17 protein-coding genes are annotated in these 20,771 nt (G+C 49.8%); 7 read left to right on the top strand and 10 right to left on the bottom strand.

The window, feature by feature from the left end; genetic code table 11:
* Positions 1-2,724 precede the first annotated feature (2,724 nt).
* Complete coding sequence (locus IPM31_16975; GenBank protein ID MBK9008665.1) at positions 2,725-2,895, top strand: hypothetical protein; 171 nt, start codon at positions 2,725-2,727, stop codon at positions 2,893-2,895.
* 1,154 nt (positions 2,896-4,049) lie between these two features.
* On the opposite strand, the gene IPM31_16980 is transcribed toward IPM31_16975, so the two are convergent.
* Positions 4,050-4,358: a hypothetical protein gene (locus tag IPM31_16980; GenBank protein MBK9008666.1), complete on the bottom strand. Its 309-nt coding sequence runs from the start codon at positions 4,356-4,358 to the stop codon at positions 4,050-4,052.
* A gap of 366 nt (positions 4,359-4,724) precedes the next feature.
* Here IPM31_16980 and IPM31_16985 point away from each other — a divergent pair, with 366 nt between their 5' ends.
* Positions 4,725-5,717, top strand: coding sequence for an integron integrase (locus IPM31_16985; GenBank protein MBK9008667.1), 993 nt, complete (start codon positions 4,725-4,727; stop codon positions 5,715-5,717).
* Positions 5,718-5,930: 213 nt separating this feature from the next.
* Here IPM31_16985 and IPM31_16990 read toward each other — a convergent pair whose 3' ends face one another.
* Together IPM31_16990 and rpsO are read right to left on the bottom strand one after the other, a co-directional pair.
* Positions 5,931-8,168, bottom strand: coding sequence for a polyribonucleotide nucleotidyltransferase (locus IPM31_16990; protein MBK9008668.1), 2,238 nt, complete (start codon positions 8,166-8,168; stop codon positions 5,931-5,933).
* Between the two features lie 215 nt (positions 8,169-8,383).
* A complete protein-coding gene (gene rpsO / locus IPM31_16995; GenBank protein MBK9008669.1) occupies positions 8,384-8,656 on the bottom strand; it encodes a 30S ribosomal protein S15 in 273 nt (90 codons plus the stop codon).
* A gap of 479 nt (positions 8,657-9,135) precedes the next feature.
* On the opposite strand from rpsO, the gene IPM31_17000 reads away from it, so the two are divergent.
* From IPM31_17000 to IPM31_17010, 3 genes are all read left to right on the top strand, one after another.
* Positions 9,136-10,113: an ATP-binding cassette domain-containing protein gene (locus tag IPM31_17000; protein ID MBK9008670.1), complete on the top strand. Its 978-nt coding sequence runs from the start codon at positions 9,136-9,138 to the stop codon at positions 10,111-10,113.
* A gap of 2 nt (positions 10,114-10,115) precedes the next feature.
* Positions 10,116-10,919, top strand: coding sequence for an ABC-2 family transporter protein (locus tag IPM31_17005; protein MBK9008671.1), 804 nt, complete (start codon positions 10,116-10,118; stop codon positions 10,917-10,919).
* Positions 10,920-10,997: 78 nt separating this feature from the next.
* Positions 10,998-11,783, top strand: coding sequence for an ABC-2 family transporter protein (locus IPM31_17010; protein ID MBK9008672.1), 786 nt, complete (start codon positions 10,998-11,000; stop codon positions 11,781-11,783).
* 27 nt (positions 11,784-11,810) lie between these two features.
* Here the strand turns inward: IPM31_17010 and IPM31_17015 are convergent, their stop codons facing one another.
* From IPM31_17015 to IPM31_17045, 7 genes are all read right to left on the bottom strand, one after another.
* On the bottom strand, positions 11,811-12,593 hold the full coding sequence (locus IPM31_17015) for an ABC-2 family transporter protein (GenBank protein MBK9008673.1): 783 nt from the start codon (positions 12,591-12,593) through the stop codon (positions 11,811-11,813).
* Between the two features lies 1 nt (position 12,594).
* Positions 12,595-13,380 carry an ABC-2 family transporter protein gene (locus tag IPM31_17020; protein ID MBK9008674.1) on the bottom strand — a complete coding sequence of 262 codons (786 nt, stop codon included), beginning with the start codon at positions 13,378-13,380 and terminating at the stop codon, positions 12,595-12,597.
* Positions 13,381-13,466: 86 nt separating this feature from the next.
* Positions 13,467-14,465 (bottom strand): ATP-binding cassette domain-containing protein, encoded by a 999-nt coding sequence (locus IPM31_17025; protein ID MBK9008675.1) that lies wholly within the window; start codon positions 14,463-14,465, stop codon positions 13,467-13,469.
* 22 nt (positions 14,466-14,487) lie between these two features.
* Complete coding sequence (locus IPM31_17030) at positions 14,488-15,321, bottom strand: DUF2785 domain-containing protein (GenBank protein ID MBK9008676.1); 834 nt, start codon at positions 15,319-15,321, stop codon at positions 14,488-14,490.
* Between the two features lie 83 nt (positions 15,322-15,404).
* Complete coding sequence (locus IPM31_17035; GenBank protein ID MBK9008677.1) at positions 15,405-16,958, bottom strand: hypothetical protein; 1,554 nt, start codon at positions 16,956-16,958, stop codon at positions 15,405-15,407.
* 385 nt (positions 16,959-17,343) lie between these two features.
* The gene (gene mgtE / locus IPM31_17040) at positions 17,344-18,723 is read right to left on the bottom strand and encodes a magnesium transporter (protein ID MBK9008678.1); all 1,380 of its coding nucleotides are present in this window, start codon (positions 18,721-18,723) and stop codon (positions 17,344-17,346) included.
* Between the two features lie 313 nt (positions 18,724-19,036).
* On the bottom strand, positions 19,037-19,573 hold the full coding sequence (locus IPM31_17045; GenBank protein MBK9008679.1) for a DinB family protein: 537 nt from the start codon (positions 19,571-19,573) through the stop codon (positions 19,037-19,039).
* A 47-nt stretch (positions 19,574-19,620) separates the two neighbouring features.
* On the opposite strand from IPM31_17045, the gene IPM31_17050 reads away from it, so the two are divergent.
* Positions 19,621-20,154 (top strand): hypothetical protein, encoded by a 534-nt coding sequence (locus IPM31_17050; GenBank protein MBK9008680.1) that lies wholly within the window; start codon positions 19,621-19,623, stop codon positions 20,152-20,154.
* Positions 20,151-20,741, top strand: a complete 591-nt coding sequence (locus tag IPM31_17055) for a YdeI/OmpD-associated family protein (GenBank protein MBK9008681.1) — start codon at positions 20,151-20,153, stop codon at positions 20,739-20,741. Before IPM31_17050 ends, IPM31_17055 begins: the two co-directional genes overlap by 4 nt.
* The last annotated feature ends 30 nt before the right edge of the window (positions 20,742-20,771 follow it).

The following is a 20,771-nucleotide window of genomic DNA, read 5'->3' on the forward strand; positions in this document are numbered from 1 at the left end:
GCCTAACGGCTCGCTTAGTGGCAAGTGGGCGGGCTGAGATAATGTTTGGGAGCAGGAAAATCCGAAGCCAGAAATGTCTGAAAACGGCGACGATCCCACTTGTCCACTGCACGCTTTGTTAGCCGCCGTTTTTATATTAGACTACTGTAATTTGGCAATATACGATATGCGCCACGTGCCACAATAAAAATACGATTGCTCCGACAACCAAATCAGGAATTTTGGAGTTTGTTATAAAAACCAGTATACCAGCGAGAATAACTCCTGATGCTGATTATCACATCATTGATGTGAAAATTATGCTGGAATGAGAGCTTCTGTGTTTTACTTTTTGAAGCAAAAACAAACTGGTTGCGTTTCCAATCAAAGCAAGCAATGAAATAACAATCATCATTTGAATGTAAACATCACCAAACCCAAGAAAACGTCTGATTACTTTGGTACTAAAATAGCCAAAACTATTTGGAAATACCCACTTGCTTTGAGGATATTCTTTCTTGGCAATTGTTCCGCCAATCGCAAAAGTGCAAGCCCATAAACAAGGCTGTTCGCCAGCATATTTAAACTATCGGCAACAAGCCCCATTGAATTCGAGATGAAACCGATTTAATATTTCAAGGGCAAAAAGAAAAAGAATAGAAGTGAACCAAGCAAAGCAATTTGCCTAAATTATCCTTGCCAGTTGGTACAAACTCATCTGTTGCGCCACTTTCAATCAGAGTTGTGTCGAGTTGCAAACTGTTAAACGCTTCAAAACACTGATAATCGCCTCAATGGAAAACATCCAACTGGCGATTGGGAAGGACAAACTGCAAAGAAGATATATTGCCGACTCCTTGAAGTTTCAAACGTAATAATTGTTCTTCAGATGCACAGTCCATTTGGCGACTGCAAAGGTCGTTTTTTTCATACTTACCCTATATACATTTGCAGGACAGGCGGCTAACGGTTTGCGTTACTTGCGGGTGGGCGGGCGTAGATAAAACTTTGGGCGAGGATTCTGTCGGGGCGTAGAAAATGCCCGAAAATGGCGCAATCCCACCCGTCAAGTGCACGCTTTGTTGGCACGCTTTTGTTTTGCAAGACCTACAACTTATAACAGAAAGTGCTTTTATGATGGGACAGATACCTGCTCTATGTTCTTTATCAAACTACGCACATTTCCTAAATAACAGGAACCTTGCGGGTTTCGTAAATCACAGGCGCATTGATTGGCTTGGATGCCAGAGATATTTTCATTTAACATCGAAACACGGGCTTCAGGTGAAGCATTACGAATTTTCTGATACCGTATGCTTGAAGCAATAGCATTACAAATACAATCGCGCTTGGCTCTTTGATAAAACACGCTCACGCAATTGCGATGTTGTAAAACGGACTTGCCATCAGCCGAATAATAAACAACAGGGCAAGATCGCGTGCGGCAAAAAATAATACTCTGTATCTTGAATTGAACGCAACGAAACTGACAAAAGTGCCTTGACAGTTTGACCTCGAAACAACCTTTCCTTTTTGGTTACATTCAGGACAAAGTTACTTCTGCGGATGGCTTATGCTGAACTGTTACTTAGGCAATTCGCAAACCATACTTCCTACGACGTTTGAGAACAACAATTATCGCTCATAAAATCTCCCTTGATTGGTTTTAATGATAAGACAAGTTAAAAAGGCGAATTGTTTACTTGAACGGTTTTCACCTTTTACAGCAAGGGGCGTGCCAACGGTGTGCGTTACCCGCGTGTGGGGCGGGCGTGGACTACGTTTGGGAGCAGGAAACACGCGAGAAAAATGCCCGATCACGCAGACCTTGGCCACGTCAGGTGGCACGCTTTGTTGGGCGTTTTGTGTTGTGCAAGACCCGCCGCCCAAAAATGACGACACCGCCAACTTGACTCCAGATTTTACACACAACGTGTTTTTCAGAACGACCAAAAATAAAGCCCACCAAACGTTACTTAATCAACTCGACATTTGCAATCTATGGAACTTCGAGAAGTTTCAAAACCACTTTTTCAACTTTTTGAGCGTATTCGGCTCTGCCCTCGTTGGCTTCCAAACGAAACTCTTGGAATTCTGAAAATCATCATCGTTATAGCGTGAATAACGTGCAGGTGATAATGCCAAATGTGTTGGTCTCCTGCGGGTTCATTATGTTGCCGAATTGTATACCATCACACCGATATTCTGATTTCATCGCCAATGCAATATTTTAGTCAAAGTATGAAATTGCTCTGCAAGTGTTGAAGGCAAATCAAAGATATTTTAAAATGTTGGTTGGGACGATAAGTTACGTAACTCGATTATTAATCCATTTTCTTCTTGTTGCCGTAATGAACGCTGTTAGAATCGGTGTTTGAACCACTATATCGGTTTGCGCCATTGAATCGGGTCGTTTTTTCTACTTTGAACAAATAAACAATATGGACAAGTGTACTTTGATGGTGCGTGACTATACATAAATTTTCCTTATTGTTTTGCAAGAAAACGCCCAACGGATTGGTAGAGGTTGGCGGGGAGCGACCAAAACCAACGAAACCGTGATATTTGTGCAATTTACTTCAGAACGCGGCGACTCCTTGCCAATCCACTGCACGCTTTGTTGGGCATGGGACTTGACGGCTTGCCAACTGTGGACGTAAACCAACAAACCCACAACAAACCTTTTTATAAAAACGCAGGCAAGGGACACTCAGAACATAAAACACAGAACCATCACGAAAACACATGAACGATGAAACCCAACCAAAACCGAAACAATTTGGGCTCAGAACGAGAACCATAAACGAAAACTTTGCCTTACCTTGCCAGCCAACGGAACTTGCGAAAACAACGGCGAGCAAACCAAACCTGCCCAAGCACCACAAAACCAACCAACCAAAAGAAAATGCAAACTGACTTGGCTAAAAAGTAAATGCAGAGGATGAAGGAAACCCAAAAAACAACTTACGAGCAAACATAAAAAGCCAAAAGATAAAAGGAGCAGAAAACTGAAAAGCAAAACAACTTGCAGGCAAAGCGAGATGGACTGGAAGAAATGAGAAACCCAAAGACTGAAACAACGAGCGAAGAAAACTGCCAGCCAGCCAGATTCAGATTTTGAATTTCATATGACCTGATGCCCAACGGCTTGCGTTAGGGTTGGCGGGCGGGCTAGGAAAGTTCCAAGAGCGGAAAAAAACCTGAAGTCAGAAAATGCCTGTAAGTCGCGCAGACTCTCGCCAATCCACTGCACGCTTTGTTGGGCTGTTTTGCCTCCAAAAAAACGATGGCTAAAGAATTTACCACCATTCGTTACAACTTGAATCAACCACTTCATAGCAGAATAATAATGTTGATTGGGATGTTCTAAAATAACAGAATTTTCATTACTATTACTCTGATTTGAATATATCCATCAAAATACATTTATCCCTATAATTCCCGTGTCAAAAAAAGAATTTTCATCTCGAAATTTTGCATTTTTGCATTAGTGTACGATATGAATAATGTCGCAATATCGAGGCATCTGCTACTTTTTCTGATGGTGGATTTACGAATTCATGTTCAAGCAAATTACGTTCACGATTTATCTTTTGCAAGAGTATTGGTGACAATAACCCTATTTCATTCAAAATATTCAACTTTTCTGGAAAATCAATGTCAGGTAAATTAATGCCAGTTGTTGCAAGTATACATTCAATCGACAATCTATCGCTCTTTTGTGTTTGATAAAGCATTCACAGCCTTGGAGACAATTCGGATTGTAAATCCGATTCTGCGAACTTTAGAAAGGCATTGGGAGAAATATCCAAAGGTCTTGCAAGCCCTTTAATGCTGCTTCCCAAAATGCTATCTTGGTAATTAAAAAAGGGTTTAATATATGTTCAACAGAAATCGCATTATTCATTATCAAGGCTCTGCTAGCGGATTAGTTCCAATACCCCATCTTATGAATAACAATCGTTCTGTGAAAACAAAAAAATCATCATCACTGGGCGATAAAACAATTTTTTCAGGCGAAAAATTTGACGAAATTTCTAAAGAATGCTTATCTGGCTTTAGATATATCTTCACCTCTTCAGAATCAGGCTCGTCATTTTCATTTTCAACGCAACAACAACTTCATCAGAAAAATTCATCATTATTGTGTCAGTATAAGCAATAAACAAAGAAATAACATCTTTCATGTCTATTACTGTTTCTTTGTCAGGATTGGTAAATTCATGCTCCATTAAATTCTGACGGCAGTAACCTTGTTCAATATTCGTGGCGAAACCAAACCTAATTTTTGTATTATTTGCAATTTTCTTTCCAGCCCCAATTTTTTGATTTTCTTTGTGGGCATTCCAAGCGAAAGAAAAATAGATAACACTTGACAATCTAACGCACGCTTGATGTTTGCTAAGGCGTTTACATACTTGTGCGGTAATTTTGAGGCAAGGTCATTTTCTGCAAAACTTAGAAAATGATTAGGGCTTATTTCAAATGGACACTTCATGCTTGTTTTTGTGTCCTCAATGACAAACAAATTGGGTTGGTGTAGGAAACTAAGTAAAGTATCCCTATATCCACTTGGATTTGACATTATTTATTCCTACCAAAATTTTCAAAGGAACAGCCCAACTATGTCTTAACCAGCCTGTAGGCTGTATAAGACACCGTTTGGGTGGTTATACAGCCTGTAGGCTGTATAATTGCCTATGTACAGCATTATACGCCCACATATTCAAAAGGCAAATATTCCAATGAACCAGCCAGCCCAGCCCGAAACCCCTCCAAAAGACAAAAAATTACTCGACCAGTATCGTGACGCCCTACGCGTTAAACAGTATTCCCAGCGCACCGAAAAGACATATATCAATTGGGCCAGGTCATACATCCTCTTTCATAACAAACGCCACCCCAAAGACATGGGTATTCCTGAAATTCGGGAATTCATTACCCATCTCGTTTCAGACAAGAAAATTTCAGGCTCTACCCAAACACAGGCGTTAAGTTCGATCCTCTTTCTCTATCGTCATGTTCTGCGCATCGCGCTGGATGAAAACGCCCTTGTCGAATTTCGCCCCCAAAAAGCAAAGACCGTCCCCGTCGTGCTTTCGAAAGAAGAAATCAAATCCGTGATCGCCAATTTGAGCGGCGTCAACAAGATTATCGCGCAGGTCATGTACGGCGGAGGCTTGCGCGTGATGGAAACCATGCGCCTGCGCGTCAAAGATATTGACTTTGCCAACCATCAAGTGATCGTCCGCGATGGCAAAGGCGACGATGATCGTTCTACCATTCTGCCTGATAGTGTCGTCGAGCCGCTAAAACACCATTTGGAGCAAGTCAGACGAATACATCAAAAAGACCTGGCAAAAGGATACGGCTCTGTCTATCTGCCCTTTGCTCTGGAGCGGAAATATCCAAACGCCAGCAAAGAATGGGTATGGCAATACGTCTTCCCTGCCGCCAGCCTCTTCAAAGAGCCAGGGACGGGTATAACCCGCCGCCATCATTTACATGAAACGGCAGTCCAAAAAGCCGTGAAAGAAGCGGCGCGCTTGGCAAGGGTTGATAAACATGTCACCCCTCACACCTTCCGTCACTCCTTCGCAACCCACCTCCTGCAAAATAACTACGATATTCGCACCATTCAGGAACTCCTCGGTCACAAAGACGTCAAAACCACCATGATCTACACCCACGTCATCCAACGCGGCGGCCTCGCCGTCAAATCCCCCCTCGACACCTAATCTCCAATCCTCCAATTCTCTAATCCTCTAATTCTCCAATTCTCTAATTCTCCAATTCTCTAATTCTCTAATCCTCCAATCCTCTACTCCTCCAATCCACCTAACACCTCCCCAACAAAAAAAGCGGACGATGCCTCCCTCATCATCCGCTTTCCACTTTCTACCCTCAATCCTCTACTCCTCTAATCCTCTAATCTTCTAATCATCCACGTTCTACCTTCTGCCGCCGCGATCACCGCCACGCCGATCCCCTCCGCGCCCGCGATCTCCGCCGGGTCTTCCGCCTCCGCCGCTTCGGCGCGGACCGTCTTTCTCGCGCGCCTCTTCTGCCGTCCAACCTTCAAGCACAGCCTGACGCGAGAGTCGAATCTTTCCTTGTCCGTCAATGTCGGTCACCATCACGGTGATCTCTTCGCCCATGCCGACCACATCTTCCACTTTGTTCACGCGCTCAGAAGCGAGTTGCGAAATGTGGACGAGCCCGTCCATGCCAGGCAGGATTTCGACGAACGCGCCGAAGTCCGCGATGCGAACGACTTTGCCGGTGTAGATGTTCCCAACGACAGCCTCTTCGCCAAGTCCAGCGATGCGTTCCTGCGCGATCTTCGCGCCGACGCCATCGGTGGACGCGATGTACACCGTGCCGTTTTCTTCGATGTCGATCTTTGCGCCGGTCTCTTCTTGCAATGCGCGGATGTTCTTTCCGCCCGGTCCGATCAACGCGCCGATCTTATCAACGGGGATTTTTACGGTGATGATGCGCGGCGCGTGTTCTTTGATGTCGGGGCGCGATTCGGGCAACACTGCCAGCATCTTTTCCAAAATGGAGGCGCGCGCCACCTTCGCCTGTTCGAGCGCTTCTTTCATCATCTGCGCGCTCAAGCCGCTGATCTTGATGTCCATTTGCAGGGCGGTGATGCCAGCCGGTGTTCCCGCCACTTTGAAATCCATGTCGCCGAGATGATCTTCGGTGCCTTGAATGTCGGTGAGAATTTTGTAGCGGCCCGAGCCGTTCAAATCGGTGATGAGTCCCATCGCCACGCCGGAGACCGGGGCTTTGATCGGCACGCCCGCATCCATCAACGCAAGTGTCGAGCCGCAGACGGAACCCATCGAGGTCGAGCCGTTGGAGGACAACGCCTCCGATACGACTCGCAACGTGTACGGGAACGATTCTTCCGCAGGGATAACTGGTTCAAGCGCGCGTTCTGCCAACGCCCCGTGACCGACCTCCCGTCGGCTTTGCCCGCCCATGCGTTTCACTTCGCCGGTGGAATACGGCGGGAAGTTGTAGTGATGGATGTAGCGTTTGTCTTTGATCGGGCTGAGGTTATCGAGTTCCTGCGCCTCGCCGAGTGTTGCGAGAGTCGCAACAGATAAAATTTGAGTCTCGCCGCGTGTGAACAAGCCTGACCCGTGCGCGCGCGGAGAGATTCCCACCTCGCACCAAATGGGGCGGATGTCGGTCGGCGTTCGCCCATCGGGACGTTTGCCCTGCGCTAGGATGCGTTCGCGCACCACGTCCATCTCCGCCTGTTCAAACGACTCGCGGAACATGTTGACCGGCATGTAATTCGCCGGGTCGCCGCCCTCAGGCACGATGCACAATTCAGTTTCGGCTTCGGTCTTGATGGCTTTCATGCCGGAATAAAATTCGTTCTTGCTCAACGGCTTGTCCAGCAGGGCGTTCATCGCTCCGCTCACGCGGTCGAACACTTTTTTCTTGACCTCGGCGCTCGGCACGAATAATTCAACCTCGCGTTTTGGTTTGCCCAACTCCGCTTGCATTTTCAATTGCAGTTCGATCAGCGGCTGAATGGACTTATGTCCAAGTTCGAGCGCGGCGACCATCACATCTTCGGGAATTTCGATCGCGCTGCATTCGACCATGAGGATGGCGTCTTTTGTGCCGGCGATTCGCAAGTCGAGATCGGATGTTTCCATTTCGGCGTACGTCGGATTGATGACGAACTCGCCGTTGACGCGTCCCACGCGCACCGCACCAACGGGTCCACCCCACGGGATGTCTGAGATCATGATGGCGGCAGACGCGGCGTTGATCGCCAGCACGTCGAGCGGGTTCACGCCATCGGACGACAGCGAGAACATGGCGACTTGCACTTCGTTCCTCATCCCATCCTGAAACAGCGGGCGGAGAGGACGATCGGTTAGACGGGCGACGAGAATCGCCTCCGTGCCGGGTCTGCCCTCCCGTCGGAAGAACGAACCGGGGATCCGTCCACCGGCATAGAGTCGTTCCTCATATTCCACAGAAAGAGGAAAGAAATCTATGCCTTCGCGCACGTCGCCCATGGTTGCCGCCGCGAACACGATGGACTCCGGCGTGCCGAAGGTCACCGCGCCGCCAGCCTGCCCGGCGAGTTTACCGGTCTCGAAAGTGACGGTATGCTTCCCAAGCGTGGTTGAATATTTCTTTGATTCGGGTTTCATTGTTAATTGTCTCCTGTGTGGGACAAGGTTAACCTTGTCCTACAATTTTCCGCCTCAAGTCAGGGACTGAAGAGTGTGAACAACCGGAATGCAGACTTCAGTCTGCTGGTAGTTATTCGCGCTATTCAATTCCTGACGGCGGTTATTAATAAGACCTCACAGGCTTGTCCTGAGACCCGTCGAAGGATCTCGCAGACCTGTGAGGTCTATGCTAACTACTTGTGTCGCAGGTTCAAACTCTCGGTGATTCCCAAATAGCGCTGGTAATCAGCCTGCCGCAAGTACGACAACATGCGGCGGCGTTGTCCCACAAGTTTGAGCAGACCTCGCCGACAGGATTGATCGCTCTTGTTGGCTCGCAGGTGATCGGTCAACTGTTGGATGCGCCCGGTCATGATCGCGATCTGCACCTCGGGGGAGCCGGTATCGGTATCATGACGGTGGTAATCCGTGATCAGTTTGGTCTTCGCTTCCTTCTGTAATGACATGACGTTTGCTTCCTTTCTCTAATCTATGCAGGTCTCCATACAAGAAGTCCGCTGACAGCGAACCGCTTGCAGGACCAGTCACGAGCCGAGATTATACCAGAATTCCGCTTGCGGCTTGCGGATGGGTGTGCTAGACTCGGTATATCTCAATCGAAAGGAGGTCCTGCTAGTGTACTCACAATCCAACCCAAACTTCCGCGTGCCTTCTTTCGGTTCGGTTTCCTGACCGTCCCTTTGGCTTCCTTGAACCGCAGGCGCGCACAACCCGCCCTGCGGTTTTGTGTTTAACTGGGCGGAGTATATTCGGTGGTCGAGTAGGGCGGGTGATTGTTCCGCCCGTATCGAGACCACCAGTTGATTTGAAACATTTTGTTTGAATAAAACTTAGTGGTCTCGATACGTCCCGCGATGCTTCGACTTCGCTACTGCTCCGCTCAGCACGCGCGGGATTACTCAACCATCATCAATAGGAGAATACCGTGTCCTCTGTAGTTTCAATTTCACAATTAGCCAAGTATTACCAAGTGCCCGAGCGCGAAGGCGGTCTCAAAGCCTCCATCGCCAGTTTGTTCAATCGCAAATACAAAAACGTCAAAGCCGTGGATGGGATCACGTTCAACGTCGAAGCGGGGGAGGTGGTCGGCTTCCTCGGTCCGAATGGAGCGGGCAAGACCACCACGCTCAAAATGTTGAGCGGACTTCTGCATCCCACCTCTGGGAATGTCAGCGTGTTGGGTTACGAACCGCGTCACCGTTCGCACGACTATCTCAGGCAGATCACGCTCGTGATGGGCAACCGCAACCAACTGACCTGGGACCTGCCCGCCCTCGATTCGTTCGATCTCCAGCGCGCGGTCTATGGCATTCCCGTTGACCAGTTCAAACGCGCGCGCGATGAGTTCATCGAACTGCTGGAGTTGAAAGATCTGGTCAACAAACCTGTCCGCAATCTTTCCTTGGGCGAACGCATGAAAATGGAGATCGTCGCCGCGTTGCTTCACCAGCCGAAAGTGCTGTTCCTCGACGAGCCGACCATCGGTCTCGATGTGACGATGCAGAGGCGTATCCGTTCGTTCATTGCGGAGTACAACAAACGCTACAACGCGACCGTCCTGCTCACGAGTCATTACATGGCAGATGTGGAAGCCTTGTGCAAGCGCGTCATCGTTATCCACCATGGACGGATCCTCTTCGACGGCGATCTGAGCAAACTGGTCAATCAATTCTCATCGTACAAGACTTTGAGTCTCTCGCTTCACGATCCCAATGCGGAGTTGTCGAATTATGGAGAGGTCGTTAGCAAGGAAGACGGGCGTGTCACGTTGCGCGTGCCGAAAGCGCAGACATCGCAAGTGACTGCAAAACTTTTATCTGACTTGCAAGTCGATGATCTCACCGTCGAAGACGCGCCCGTAGACGATGTGATCGACCAGGTCTTCTCGCAAAAGGACGAATAACAATGAGACGGTACGTTGAATACTACCTCGCCTCGATGCGCGTTTCGATCCTCGAACAGTTTCAATATCGAGTCGCCAACTACTTTTACATGATCGGCATGATCACCGAGCCTGTCATTTATCTCGTGGTGTGGTCAACGATAGCGAATCAACAAGGCGGTATTATCGGCGGCTACACCCCGGGCGCGTTCGCGGCATATTACATCGTGTGGACTCTCGTCCGCAACATGAACATCGTCTTCACGCCGTATGGCTGGGAGTGGCGCATTCGCGAAGGCAACCTCTCGATGGCATTGATGCGCCCGATGCATCCCATCCACTCCGACATCGCATTTTTCGCGGGCTGGAAAGTTGTGGTGATCGCGCTTTGGCTTCCGCTCGCCGCCTTTCTCACATGGATATTCAAACCCACCTTCGACATCACATGGATGGAAGGCATCGTCTTCTTTCTCGCCATCTGGGGCGCATACCTCATCCGCACGATGTTGTTGTCCCTGCTCGGCATGATCACATTCTGGACGACACGCGTCAGCGCGATCTTCGAGTTGTACTTCGGTCTCGAGTTGATCCTCTCTGGGCGACTCGTGCCGATGTCTCTCATGCCGCAATGGGTGCAGTCCCTCTCGAACTACCTGCCTTTCAAGTGGACATTTTTCTTCCCCATCGAGGCTCTCGTCGGGACGATGTCCACACAGGAGTTGTGGATGGGCATTGGGATGCAAATCTTGTGGATCACGATCGGCGCTTCTTTCCTCAGTTTGGTCTGGCGCGCCGCCATCAAGCAATTCTCCGCTGTGGGCGGATGAGTTGTGATCGCTCGCAGTTGAACTGCGAGCGGAACATCACTGTCAGCAGTGCAACTGCTGACAGAACAGGAAAATAGTATGAACCCTTTCAAACTTGCATGGAACTACTTCCGCATCGGTATGATGAACGAACTGCAATACCGCGTTAACTTCTTTATTCAACTTCTGCAAACAGGTGTCGCGCTGGCGACAGGCTTGATCGGACTCGCGCTCGTCTTCGATCAAGTGGACAACCTCGCAGGCTGGACGCGCCCCGAACTGCTCGCGGTGATGGGCGTGCACATCCTCATGGGCGGGGTTATCCGTTCGGCGATCCAGCCCAACATGGAGCGGTTAATGAACGATGTGCTCAACGGCACATTGGACTTCGCGCTCACCAAGCCCGCCGACGCGCAGGCGTTGGTCAGCGTGCGCGAATTCCGCTTCTGGCAACTCACGGATGTCCTCGTCGGCTTGGTGGTGATCGGGGTGGCGGTGACCCAGCTTCAAAGTGGGATGGAAGCGTTGCAAGTCGTCGCGTTCATCGCCGCGTTGATCATGGGCGCGGTCATGCTGTATTGCGTCTGGCTGATGGTCACGTCCATTGCGTTTTGGGTGATCCGCGTCAATGAGATCGTCAACCTGTTCGAAGGCTTGTACGCGGCGGGGAGGTGGCCCGTCGGCGTGTACCCCGATTGGCTCCGCACGGGGCTTACATTTCTTGTGCCAGTCGCGTTCGCCGTCACTGTGCCAGCCGAAGCGATGACGAATCGACTCACAAACGAAACGATGTTATTCGCGCTGGGACTCACCGTGTTGTTCTTGGTGTTGGCGCGTGTCGTCTGGTTGTTCGGTTTGAGAAGTTATTCGGGCGCGTCGGCGTAAATTTGTAGAGCAAGATGCCATCTTGCTCTACACCTCAACTTGAATCGCGCTTCCCGATTCGTATCTTTTCAACCCCAACTTGAAAATAAAAATTGACAGAAACAAAAAGACCAGCGCGCCTGCCGTCATTTGTATCGCGCTTTGCCACGAGAACTCGCGCACGAACTCAGCGGGGATTGTGCCGATCAACGCGGCGGGGATTAATGTTAGCAATATGAATTTTGTCGTGGCGTCGAAAAGCACGCTGGGGTAAAGCGAAAAAGTCAAAATTGCGCTCAACGCGAACTGGCTCAACGCGATGGTGTTGCCCAGCCAAAACGACAGGCTTTGCACGATGACGAGAAAACCAATGAAGATGCACACCCCTGCAAATACGCCGAGCAGAAATCGAAGCGTTCCATCAGGTGTGAAATATCCCGAGAGCATGAAACTGCCGACCCCGTAAATGAGATCGCCCATGCCGCTTCCGATACTTTTGGATGCAAGCACATGCAGAAGAACTGGACGAGGAAGCGAGAGGTAATAATCGAGTCGTCCGCCGACGATGACTTCGGCGAGAGAGATGAAGTTGCCGAAGAAGAACGCGCCGATTCCCCATGCGCTGGCGGCGATGCCGAAGAGGAGCATCATCGTGTTGATATCCCAGCCGCGCACCGCGTTGAATTTGTCGAAGTACAACACCCAGAAGATAAAATAAACGCCGTTGTTGATCATCATAAAGATGACCTGCGTGAAGAACGCCGCGCGGAATTCCATCGCGGCTTGGATGTTTGCCTTCCACAAAGCGAGGATGAATTTGACCTGTCTCATGTTATCCGCCGTTCACCGTGAGATATTTTTCACTGCGTTGATAGACAAAAGCCAGTAGGAATACAAAGACAGTAACCCAGATCAACTGCCCGCCGAGCATTCGCCAGAACAAATCAACGTCGGGTTTGACGAACAACCGCGCGGGTGCATACATCATGTATGGGAAGGGGAGCGCGTAGGCAATATTCTGTAACCATGTGGGGAACATATCAATTGGAAAAAGAAATCCGCCGAGAATGAAAACAAGTTTCTGGTAGATCAATTCGAACGAGTTTGTTTCCTCCACGACGAATGCGGCGAGACCGATCAACGCCATGAAGCAGAAGTGTAGAATCCACGCGCCGATCAATGTGACGAATGCCATGAGCCAGCCCAACGGCGAGGGAGGCGCGCCTGCGAGAATCCACGCGACGATGGAGCCGACGATCAGGTTGAGAGTCATTCTCACCGCGCCATCGCCCAACCCAGCGGAGAAGTGATATAGCAGGAAGTTATACGGCTTGTTCAGGATGTACGCGACCTCTCCGTTCTTGACCTGCTCCGAGATCGTTCGGTTGATGCGCGGTCTGCCAAGCTCGAGCGTTTCCGCCATCATAAAATACCAGACCATGTTGGGAAACGTTAATCCGTTGATCACATCCGTGTTTGCGATCGTAAATGTCGTTCCCCATAACCCCGCGAAGATGAAGATGAACGTGGCAATGCTGATAGACCTGCCGAGGAAATCTCCTGGGTAGGCGAGGTTGTGGATGATTTGCATGTTGAGGATGGAGAAGTATTTTTTCATGTTTGAAAAAACGGAGCGCGGACTTTCGATAAGAAAAACGGAGCGCGGACTTGAGTCCGCTTTTTGTGTAGGCGCGTTGTGCGGACTTAAGTCCGCATTCCGGGTTTGTTGTCTTGATAAATCTTCGCGATCACTTCCTCCAACGGCGGATCGGAGACGGTGATGTCTACCAATTCGCCCGCTTGGGAGAGATGCGCCATGACCGCGTCTACGTGAGTTTTGGTGGTGTCGAATCGTAACTTCACGCCATAACTGCCCACTTTCAGAATCTCGACTCCGTCAATTGTGAAATTTGGCGAGACTTCTTCCGCATAACGGACTTCCACCATCTTTCGAGTCAGAAACTTTCGTTTGAGATTCGAGACTTTGTCTTCGTAGACGATCTGTCCGTGGTTGATGATGATCACGCGGCGACAGAGCGCTTCGAGATCGCCCGCGTCGTGGGAGGTGAGCAGAACGCCGACTTTCTCCTCCTGTGACATGGTGCGGATCGCGTCGCGGATGTGTTGTTTGGCGACTACGTCAAGTCCAATCGACGGCTCATCGAGCAGAAGCAGTTTGGGGCGGTGAAGAAGCGACGCGGCGACTTCACAGCGCATCCGTTGTCCCAGCGAAAGTTTGCGGACGGGAGTCTCCAGCAGATCCTGAATCTCGAACGCTTCCGAAAGAAAGGCGATCCGTTTTTTCGTTTCGCGGTCGTCGAGTTCGTAAATTTTTCCGAACAGCATGAACGTGTCAATGGCGGGGAGGTGGTACCACAACTGCGGGCGTTGACCGAACACCGTGCCGATGTGGTAGGCGAGTTTCTGCCGTTCCTTCCACGGGACGAAGCCAAGCACTTTCGCGTCGCCGCTGGTGGGATGCAAAATGCCTGTGAGAATTTTTATCGTTGTGGATTTTCCCGCGCCGTTGGGACCAATGAAGCCGAGCAGTTCGCCCGCTTCCATTTGAAAGGAAAGCCCGCGCACGGCATCGACGGTGTTGTATTCAGGTTTGACAAGCGCGCGTAGAGAACCGCGCATCCCTGCGGCTTTGCGTTTGGTCTGGAATGTTTTTTGGAGGTTGGCGACTTCGATGGAGGGCATAAAAGAGATTAGAGACTGGAGATTAGTAGGATTTGAGGTTTGTCGAAGCTTGTTGAGTAATTTGCATGAGGGCTTCCTTGTTTGGCAAACCTTCCGCTTTTTGAACGGCTTCGGAAAGGCTCCGCAGGAAATTTCGCGTGTTGTGAAATGCTTTCGCTACATCTTCGTCCATGTATGCGCCAATCCATGAGCGTTCGGGAGAAGTCAACGACGCGAGCCAGAGTTCGATGAAATCCAGCGAAAGCAGATTGCGCTCGAAAATCGCAATTACAGCATTGGCAAGCCGCTCGTCTTCTCCGTGAATATAAATCCAGTTAGCGGAATGGATGAGTTTGGCGGCAATCCCCTGCAAAAATTTTTCCAGTTCGTCTTTTCCAATATAGCGATTCTTGCCAAGTACCATCATCAAGTCGGCAGTGTGAGCAAGCGCGTGCGCCCAGCCTTTCACAGGCACAAACCCGCGTGGGTCTTTTTCGGCGTCGAGATACTGCAATCCTTTATCGAAGATCGAAGAGATATCCGCTTGCTCCAAAACAGATTTCTTATTGTCGTTATGAACGATCTCCGCCAAAAACAACACAGAGAAAGCTCGCAGAAACACCGAATCCGATTCGATTTCGCCAATTCCTTTTTCAAGATTCGCAAGTAGCTCGGCAATATGCAGGCGTATTTCGTCAGGCGAATACATGTCGCGCTTCAACCAATTGGCATAAACGATATAAGCAATTTCATCTCGCAAATCGGGGTCGACATTTCCGAGATAGCCGAAGATGGTTTTCGTCAGGTCGTGAAGCGTATTCCCGTCAGGGATTTTGTATTCATTCTTCGCAAGTTGATTCCAGAATTCTTTTTCCATTGGTAGCCTGTTCAAAGTTGAGTGGATTTTAGGTTTACCTTGCGTGATCCCCGCCATCAAGCCAGACCGTGTCATGTCTTTTTTTAGATCTGTTTTCCGCCAAGCATACTGGTGTAATCTTCGTGGTCGGGGAAGGGATAGACGACAAGCCCGTTCTTGACGACCCTTAATTTCGAGTAAAACATTGGGTGAATGACGCATTCGTCGTCGTTCGAAATCACCAGCCTGTCTTGCATGGCGTATTCGAAATCCGCCTCGATAATTTTCGATCCTCGGTTCCTGTTCCTCACCTTTCCCACAATTCCCAATTCTGCCAGCAAGCGGCGGAAACTCGATAGTGAGTAGCCTTCCGCCCACACGTCGGACGTCTTCTTTGCGACTTGATCGAGATATTTCCCGTCGAAGATCATGGGGGCGTCGGTGAGCGCCATCACGATCTCAGACACTCGCGGGTAGATCAGGTCGTAGGAATTTAACACCTCGTCCGCGAGGTCGTATTCGCATTCGCCGATCGCCTTATTGATCGGAACGCTTGTAAAATCGGGAAATTTTCCGTTGCGAATGGTCTCGCGCGCGATGTTGTTGCATAGAATGACCAGTTGGCGAGGGCGCATTTGCGTGTGGCGCAAAATATAAGGAAAACTTGCCTCTTCGATCCCTCGCAGGTTGACGACCTTCTTCCCGAAGAACGGATACCACATCTTGTTCAGGATATCGTCGAAATCATCCCAGTCTACTTTTTTGCTCGGCAGTTTGAACTTGCGCTCCGTCATATAGCGATAAAACCGCCATGAGATCAAGCGTATCAAATCTTTTGGACGCCACCTCAAATACAATGGACGCCTGATGAACTTGGTGGTGTTTGTGATGGCGCTTTCTTTGATATAGGGGAAGATTTCCGCTGACACAAAAGCTTTCACATGGATGCCTTTGTTCGCGTACGCGATGTTGAAGCTATTGGCGCACTGAACCAACGACGCCGTGACGATCATCATTGCCGCGTTGCCGCGGTCGTAGCGCTCAAAGGTGTCAATGGCGATGATGATCGGTTCTCTGCGGGTGTATTCCAAAGCCCTTTCTTTCGCTTTGTTGAACACTGGGTCGGCTAGCGTTTCTGATAACGCCCCCATGACCCTCCCGTCATCACCCACGTATTTTGAAAGAAGTCCATTCACGATCTCGGAGATGATGCGAGTCGATTTTATCTTTTTGCCCGAAACGACCGCCGCGTTCCGGATGGCGGTATCTTGCTCGGCGTATTGATTGAAGATGATGGACCAGATCAAATATTCCCAGATTTTCCGAACGTCGTTGACCGCCAGGTCGGGCGACAGATACGCGCTGTTTGCGATCTTCTGTAAAATACTCTGGTAAATTTCAGGCTCGTCCACGTCTACGCTGCGAGCGTTTTTATAGCGTTTTTGAAAATTGAAATATTGGGTCAGCGATGTTTTTCCCGATCCTCGCCGACCCACGATCAGATAGGTGTCCGCGTCGAGCGCTTCTTGATTAAAGCGGCTTTCTTCATAGAAATAATCGGGGTACTTCTCTCGCAGAACCTCAAGTTCGTGTTCGCACGATTCCTCGCCGAAAGGATATTGAAAGCCGATATCTAGGCTTGTTTCGATTGCTTCCATGCTACACTCCTCGCTGGTTTGAGTATACGCGAAGGAGAGACCCGGCGCAACGGTGAGTAATCGAGTCGGCATGGCTTCTCAAAATCCAAACTTTTTCAACGCGAATTGCGCCAATTGGCGAATAACGCGAATACTTCTTTAAAAATTGGCGAAATTCGCCCATTCGCGGCATTCGCGTTCCGTGGGTTTGGTTTTGTCAAGCGACTTTGAGAAAACCCTGATCGAGTCGGTGTGACCGCAACAAGGGAAAACGCCATCCGGCGCAGTTACCGACGCAGAGTTATGAAGTCGATCCATTTGCTTCTTCTCCGTAACTCTGCGTCTCTTGGACAATGGATTTTGCGCTTTTGACGCTAAGACCATATTCCAACACTCAAGTGTCCCTTTACAGCAACGTGCCGCGTAAAACGATCGAGGCGACTGAAAAATAGATGATCAGCCCGGAGACGTCCACGAGTGTGGCAACGAATGGCGCGGACGATGCGGCGGGGTCGAGCCCGATGCGGCGCAGGAGGAACGGAAGCATGGAGCCAGCGAGACTGCCCCACAAGACGATCCCGATCAGCGCAATGCCGACGGTCAGAGCGACGAGGAACCAATGCTCGCCGTATGAGCCAAATAATTTTGCCCAAAGCGTGATGCGGATGAAGCCGATCGTTCCAAGAATCGCTCCAAGCGATAAGCCCGAAAGAATCTCGCGGCGCATGACGCGCCACCAATCTTTTAGTTTGACTTCGCCCAGCGCCATGGCGCGGATGATCAGCGTGGAGGCTTGCGAGCCTGAATTGCCGCCGCTTGAAATGACGAGCGGAACAAAGATGGAAAGGACGACCGCCTTCGCAATTTCGTTTTCATACCTGCCCATGGCGGTGGCGGTGAGCATTTCGCTCAAGAATAGAATGACCAGCCATGTTGCCCGTTTCCGCACCATTGTTGGGATGCCGATCTCAAGGTACGGTTCATCGAGCGCTTCGGAACCGCCGATCTTGTGGATGTCTTCTGTTGCCTCTTCTTCGGCTACATCGAGGATGTCGTCTACTGTGACGACCCCGATCAAGACCCCGTCTTGATCGGTCACGGGCAAAGCGTTGAGGTCGGCGTCTTTGAACGTCTCCACTGCCATCTCGCGGTCGTCTGTCGCTTTCAGTGAGATGAAACGCGAATCCATGAGGTCTGAGATGCGCGTCTTCGGCTTGGCAAGCAGGATCTGCCGGATGCGCAGGTCGTCTACCAGTTTGCCTTTCCGATCGATCACGTAGACCACGCTCATCGTTTCGCTGTCCATTCCGTAACGGCGGATGTGGTCGAGCGCGTATGAGACGGTCCATTGGGGGCGGACGCGAACGAAGTGCGGCGACATCAGGCGTCCTACTGTGTTTTCTTTGTAGCCGAGGAAATGCGACGCTCGCGCTCGTTCTTCCGGCGCAAGCAGACTGAGCAGTTGCTGGGTTGCGGGGGCGGGAAGTTCTTCGAGCAGGGATGTGCGGTCATCGTCCGACATGTCGTTCAAAATGCTGGCGGCATCGTCGTGCGCCATCGCCTTCAGCAATTCCGCTTGGCGTTCGCCGGGCAGATACGCGAAGACCTTCGCCGCTTGTTCGCGCGGCAGAACGCGGAAGAGAACCGCCTCTTTCTGAGCCGACAACGGCTCCATCAGACTGGCGATGTCTCGAGCTCTCCAGTTCATCGTCTGCTTGCGCAGGGACGCGAAATCGCGCGCCTCGATCAAGGCTTCAAGGTTTACGCTTTTCATTTCTGCATTCATACATACACCTCCATGGTTAAAATAAAAACCACCTTGGAAATTCTCCGAAGGTGGCGAAGGTTCACGCGATGGCGGGCAGTTCGATCAAGCGCGGCATAAGAAAAGACACGGCGCGTCGATACAGCCCGGCGGAATCGGTAAAAATCGCGGTTCGGAGAGTTTTAAGCGCAAGAGAGTTGGGCGCCGTAAAGGAACATCGGCATCCAAGGCGGTCTCTTCCTTTCTTTGTACGCTGTGAAATAGGTTCGTCATAACTTGCTGGGTTATACTCCCGCGCTCGTTTGTTCGTCAAGGGGAGAAGATGTCAATTTAATTATGAGTTCACAGGCGGCAGATACTTCTCGCGCAAACTTTCCATATGATGGTCCACGTGACCGACCAGCATATAGATCAACGCCCGCGCGCTGACGGGGTATCCGCTGGCGGCGCCGACTCGCAGCGCGGCTTCGTCGCTCATGTTTTGGATCGCCAGAATGTTGGCGCGGCGCAGATGTTCGAACTCTTGAATTAAATCTTTGATCGGGTGCGAATCAAACCCCGCCTCGCGGACATAATCATTTTGCTCGAAGCCTGGGAGCGGAGTTGCATCATTTCGTGAGACGCGCAAGAGTCGGTACGAAAAGACGCGCTCCACATCGTTGAGATGTCCCATCACTTCTTTGATGGCCCATTCGTTTGGCGCGTCGCGGAAGAGGGCTTGTTCATCCGAAAGATTCCCAAGCGCGGAGTTGATCTCGTCAATTTGTTGTGAAAGCGCGGTGAGCACATCGCCTTTTGATGCGGCGCGTTGTACATAACCCGCATAGAATTCGGCGTATTCGTCTGAGTTGGGGGATGGGAGTTTGTTCATGTGAAGTCCTTTGTTGGATTATAGTCCATTGGTTTTATAATCGTGGCATGAAAGACGTCATTGCACAAATAATCGCTGATCCCCGCTATCAGAAGAACATCGAATTTGGCGAACCGCGTTCGGGTCATCCCGAAGGCAAGGTCAAATTTCATATAGCCGAGTTGGAAGCGAACCTTGAAAAACTCGCGCCGCGAATTTCGGATGAGCAATATTGGAAACTGAAATTCCTCATCCATGTTCACGACACTTTCAAAGCAGAAGCCATGCCCGACTCGCCGATCTCCAGCCCGAACAGTCATGCCTCCCTCGCTCGAAAATTCGCCTCCGAATTCACCGAAGATGCTGATTTGCTAAATATGATTCAATTCCATGATGTGAATTTTTCATTATGGAAGCAATTTTCCGCAACAGGTTCCTATGATATGGAGCGGTTTCAGTCTCTGTTGGAAACGATCAAGGATTGGGATTTATTCTTGATGTTTCTTGTCCTCGATGGCGGCACAAAGGGAAAAGATCCAAACAAAGTGGCATGGTTCATTGGTGAAGTAAAAAAGTATAAAGAAATAACGGAGTTTGAATGAAAGTCGATTATCCAACTTTACCTTTCGCAAACAAAAAGAAATGGGCAGACTGGCTCGCCAAACAGCACGGCAAGTCTGTGGGCGTATGGCTGAAACTGGCGAAAAAGGATTCTGGTATCGCCACCGTGACGTATGACGAAGCGGTGGAGTCCGCGTTGTGCTATGGCTGGATTGACGGACAAAAGAAAGGTTTTGACGACAAGTATTGGCTTCAGAAATTCACACCACGCGGACCGAAAAGTATCTGGTCGAAGATCAACACGGAGAAAGTGGAACGTCTGATCAAAAGTGGTGAAATGAAACCTGCGGGACTCAAAGCAATTGAAGCCGCTAAAAAAGATGGGCGTTGGGCGCAAGCTTATGACTCGCAGAAAAATATTTCAGTCCCTAAAGATTTTGAATCTGCGTTGAATAAGAATAAAAAAGCCAAGGCTTTCTTTGATACCTTGAAAAGTTCTGAAAGATATTCGTTTCTATTCAGAATTCACACAGCAAAGAAAGCAGAGACGCGCGCGAAACTCATTCGAAAGTTCGTTGAAATGCTTGAAAAGAACGAGAAGGTTTACTTGTTCAAGCCTTCCACTTGACGCATCCCCTCAACAAGAAGATAATCAACC

The organism is Candidatus Defluviilinea gracilis, from assembly GCA_016716235.1.
Lineage (GTDB): Bacteria > Chloroflexota > Anaerolineae > Anaerolineales > Villigracilaceae > Defluviilinea > Defluviilinea gracilis.

What these genes read in the sequence shown, in the direction of transcription:
- IPM31_16975 (MBK9008665.1), top strand. Translation starts at nt 2,725, where the DNA reads ATGAACGATGAAACCCAACCAAAACCGAAACAATTTGGGCTCAGAACG.
- IPM31_16985 (MBK9008667.1), top strand. Translation starts at nt 4,725, where the DNA reads ATGAACCAGCCAGCCCAGCCCGAAACCCCTCCAAAAGACAAAAAATTA.
- IPM31_16990 (MBK9008668.1), bottom strand. Translation starts at nt 8,168, where the DNA reads ATGAAACCCGAATCAAAGAAATATTCAACCACGCTTGGGAAGCATACC.
- rpsO (MBK9008669.1), bottom strand. Translation starts at nt 8,656, where the DNA reads ATGTCATTACAGAAGGAAGCGAAGACCAAACTGATCACGGATTACCAC.
- IPM31_17005 (MBK9008671.1), top strand. Translation starts at nt 10,116, where the DNA reads ATGAGACGGTACGTTGAATACTACCTCGCCTCGATGCGCGTTTCGATC.
- IPM31_17010 (MBK9008672.1), top strand. Translation starts at nt 10,998, where the DNA reads ATGAACCCTTTCAAACTTGCATGGAACTACTTCCGCATCGGTATGATG.
- IPM31_17015 (MBK9008673.1), bottom strand. Translation starts at nt 12,593, where the DNA reads ATGAGACAGGTCAAATTCATCCTCGCTTTGTGGAAGGCAAACATCCAA.
- IPM31_17020 (MBK9008674.1), bottom strand. Translation starts at nt 13,380, where the DNA reads ATGAAAAAATACTTCTCCATCCTCAACATGCAAATCATCCACAACCTC.
- IPM31_17025 (MBK9008675.1), bottom strand. Translation starts at nt 14,465, where the DNA reads ATGCCCTCCATCGAAGTCGCCAACCTCCAAAAAACATTCCAGACCAAA.
- IPM31_17030 (MBK9008676.1), bottom strand. Translation starts at nt 15,321, where the DNA reads ATGGAAAAAGAATTCTGGAATCAACTTGCGAAGAATGAATACAAAATC.
- IPM31_17035 (MBK9008677.1), bottom strand. Translation starts at nt 16,958, where the DNA reads ATGGAAGCAATCGAAACAAGCCTAGATATCGGCTTTCAATATCCTTTC.
- mgtE (MBK9008678.1), bottom strand. Translation starts at nt 18,723, where the DNA reads ATGAATGCAGAAATGAAAAGCGTAAACCTTGAAGCCTTGATCGAGGCG.
- IPM31_17045 (MBK9008679.1), bottom strand. Translation starts at nt 19,573, where the DNA reads ATGAACAAACTCCCATCCCCCAACTCAGACGAATACGCCGAATTCTAT.
- IPM31_17050 (MBK9008680.1), top strand. Translation starts at nt 19,621, where the DNA reads ATGAAAGACGTCATTGCACAAATAATCGCTGATCCCCGCTATCAGAAG.
- IPM31_17055 (MBK9008681.1), top strand. Translation starts at nt 20,151, where the DNA reads ATGAAAGTCGATTATCCAACTTTACCTTTCGCAAACAAAAAGAAATGG.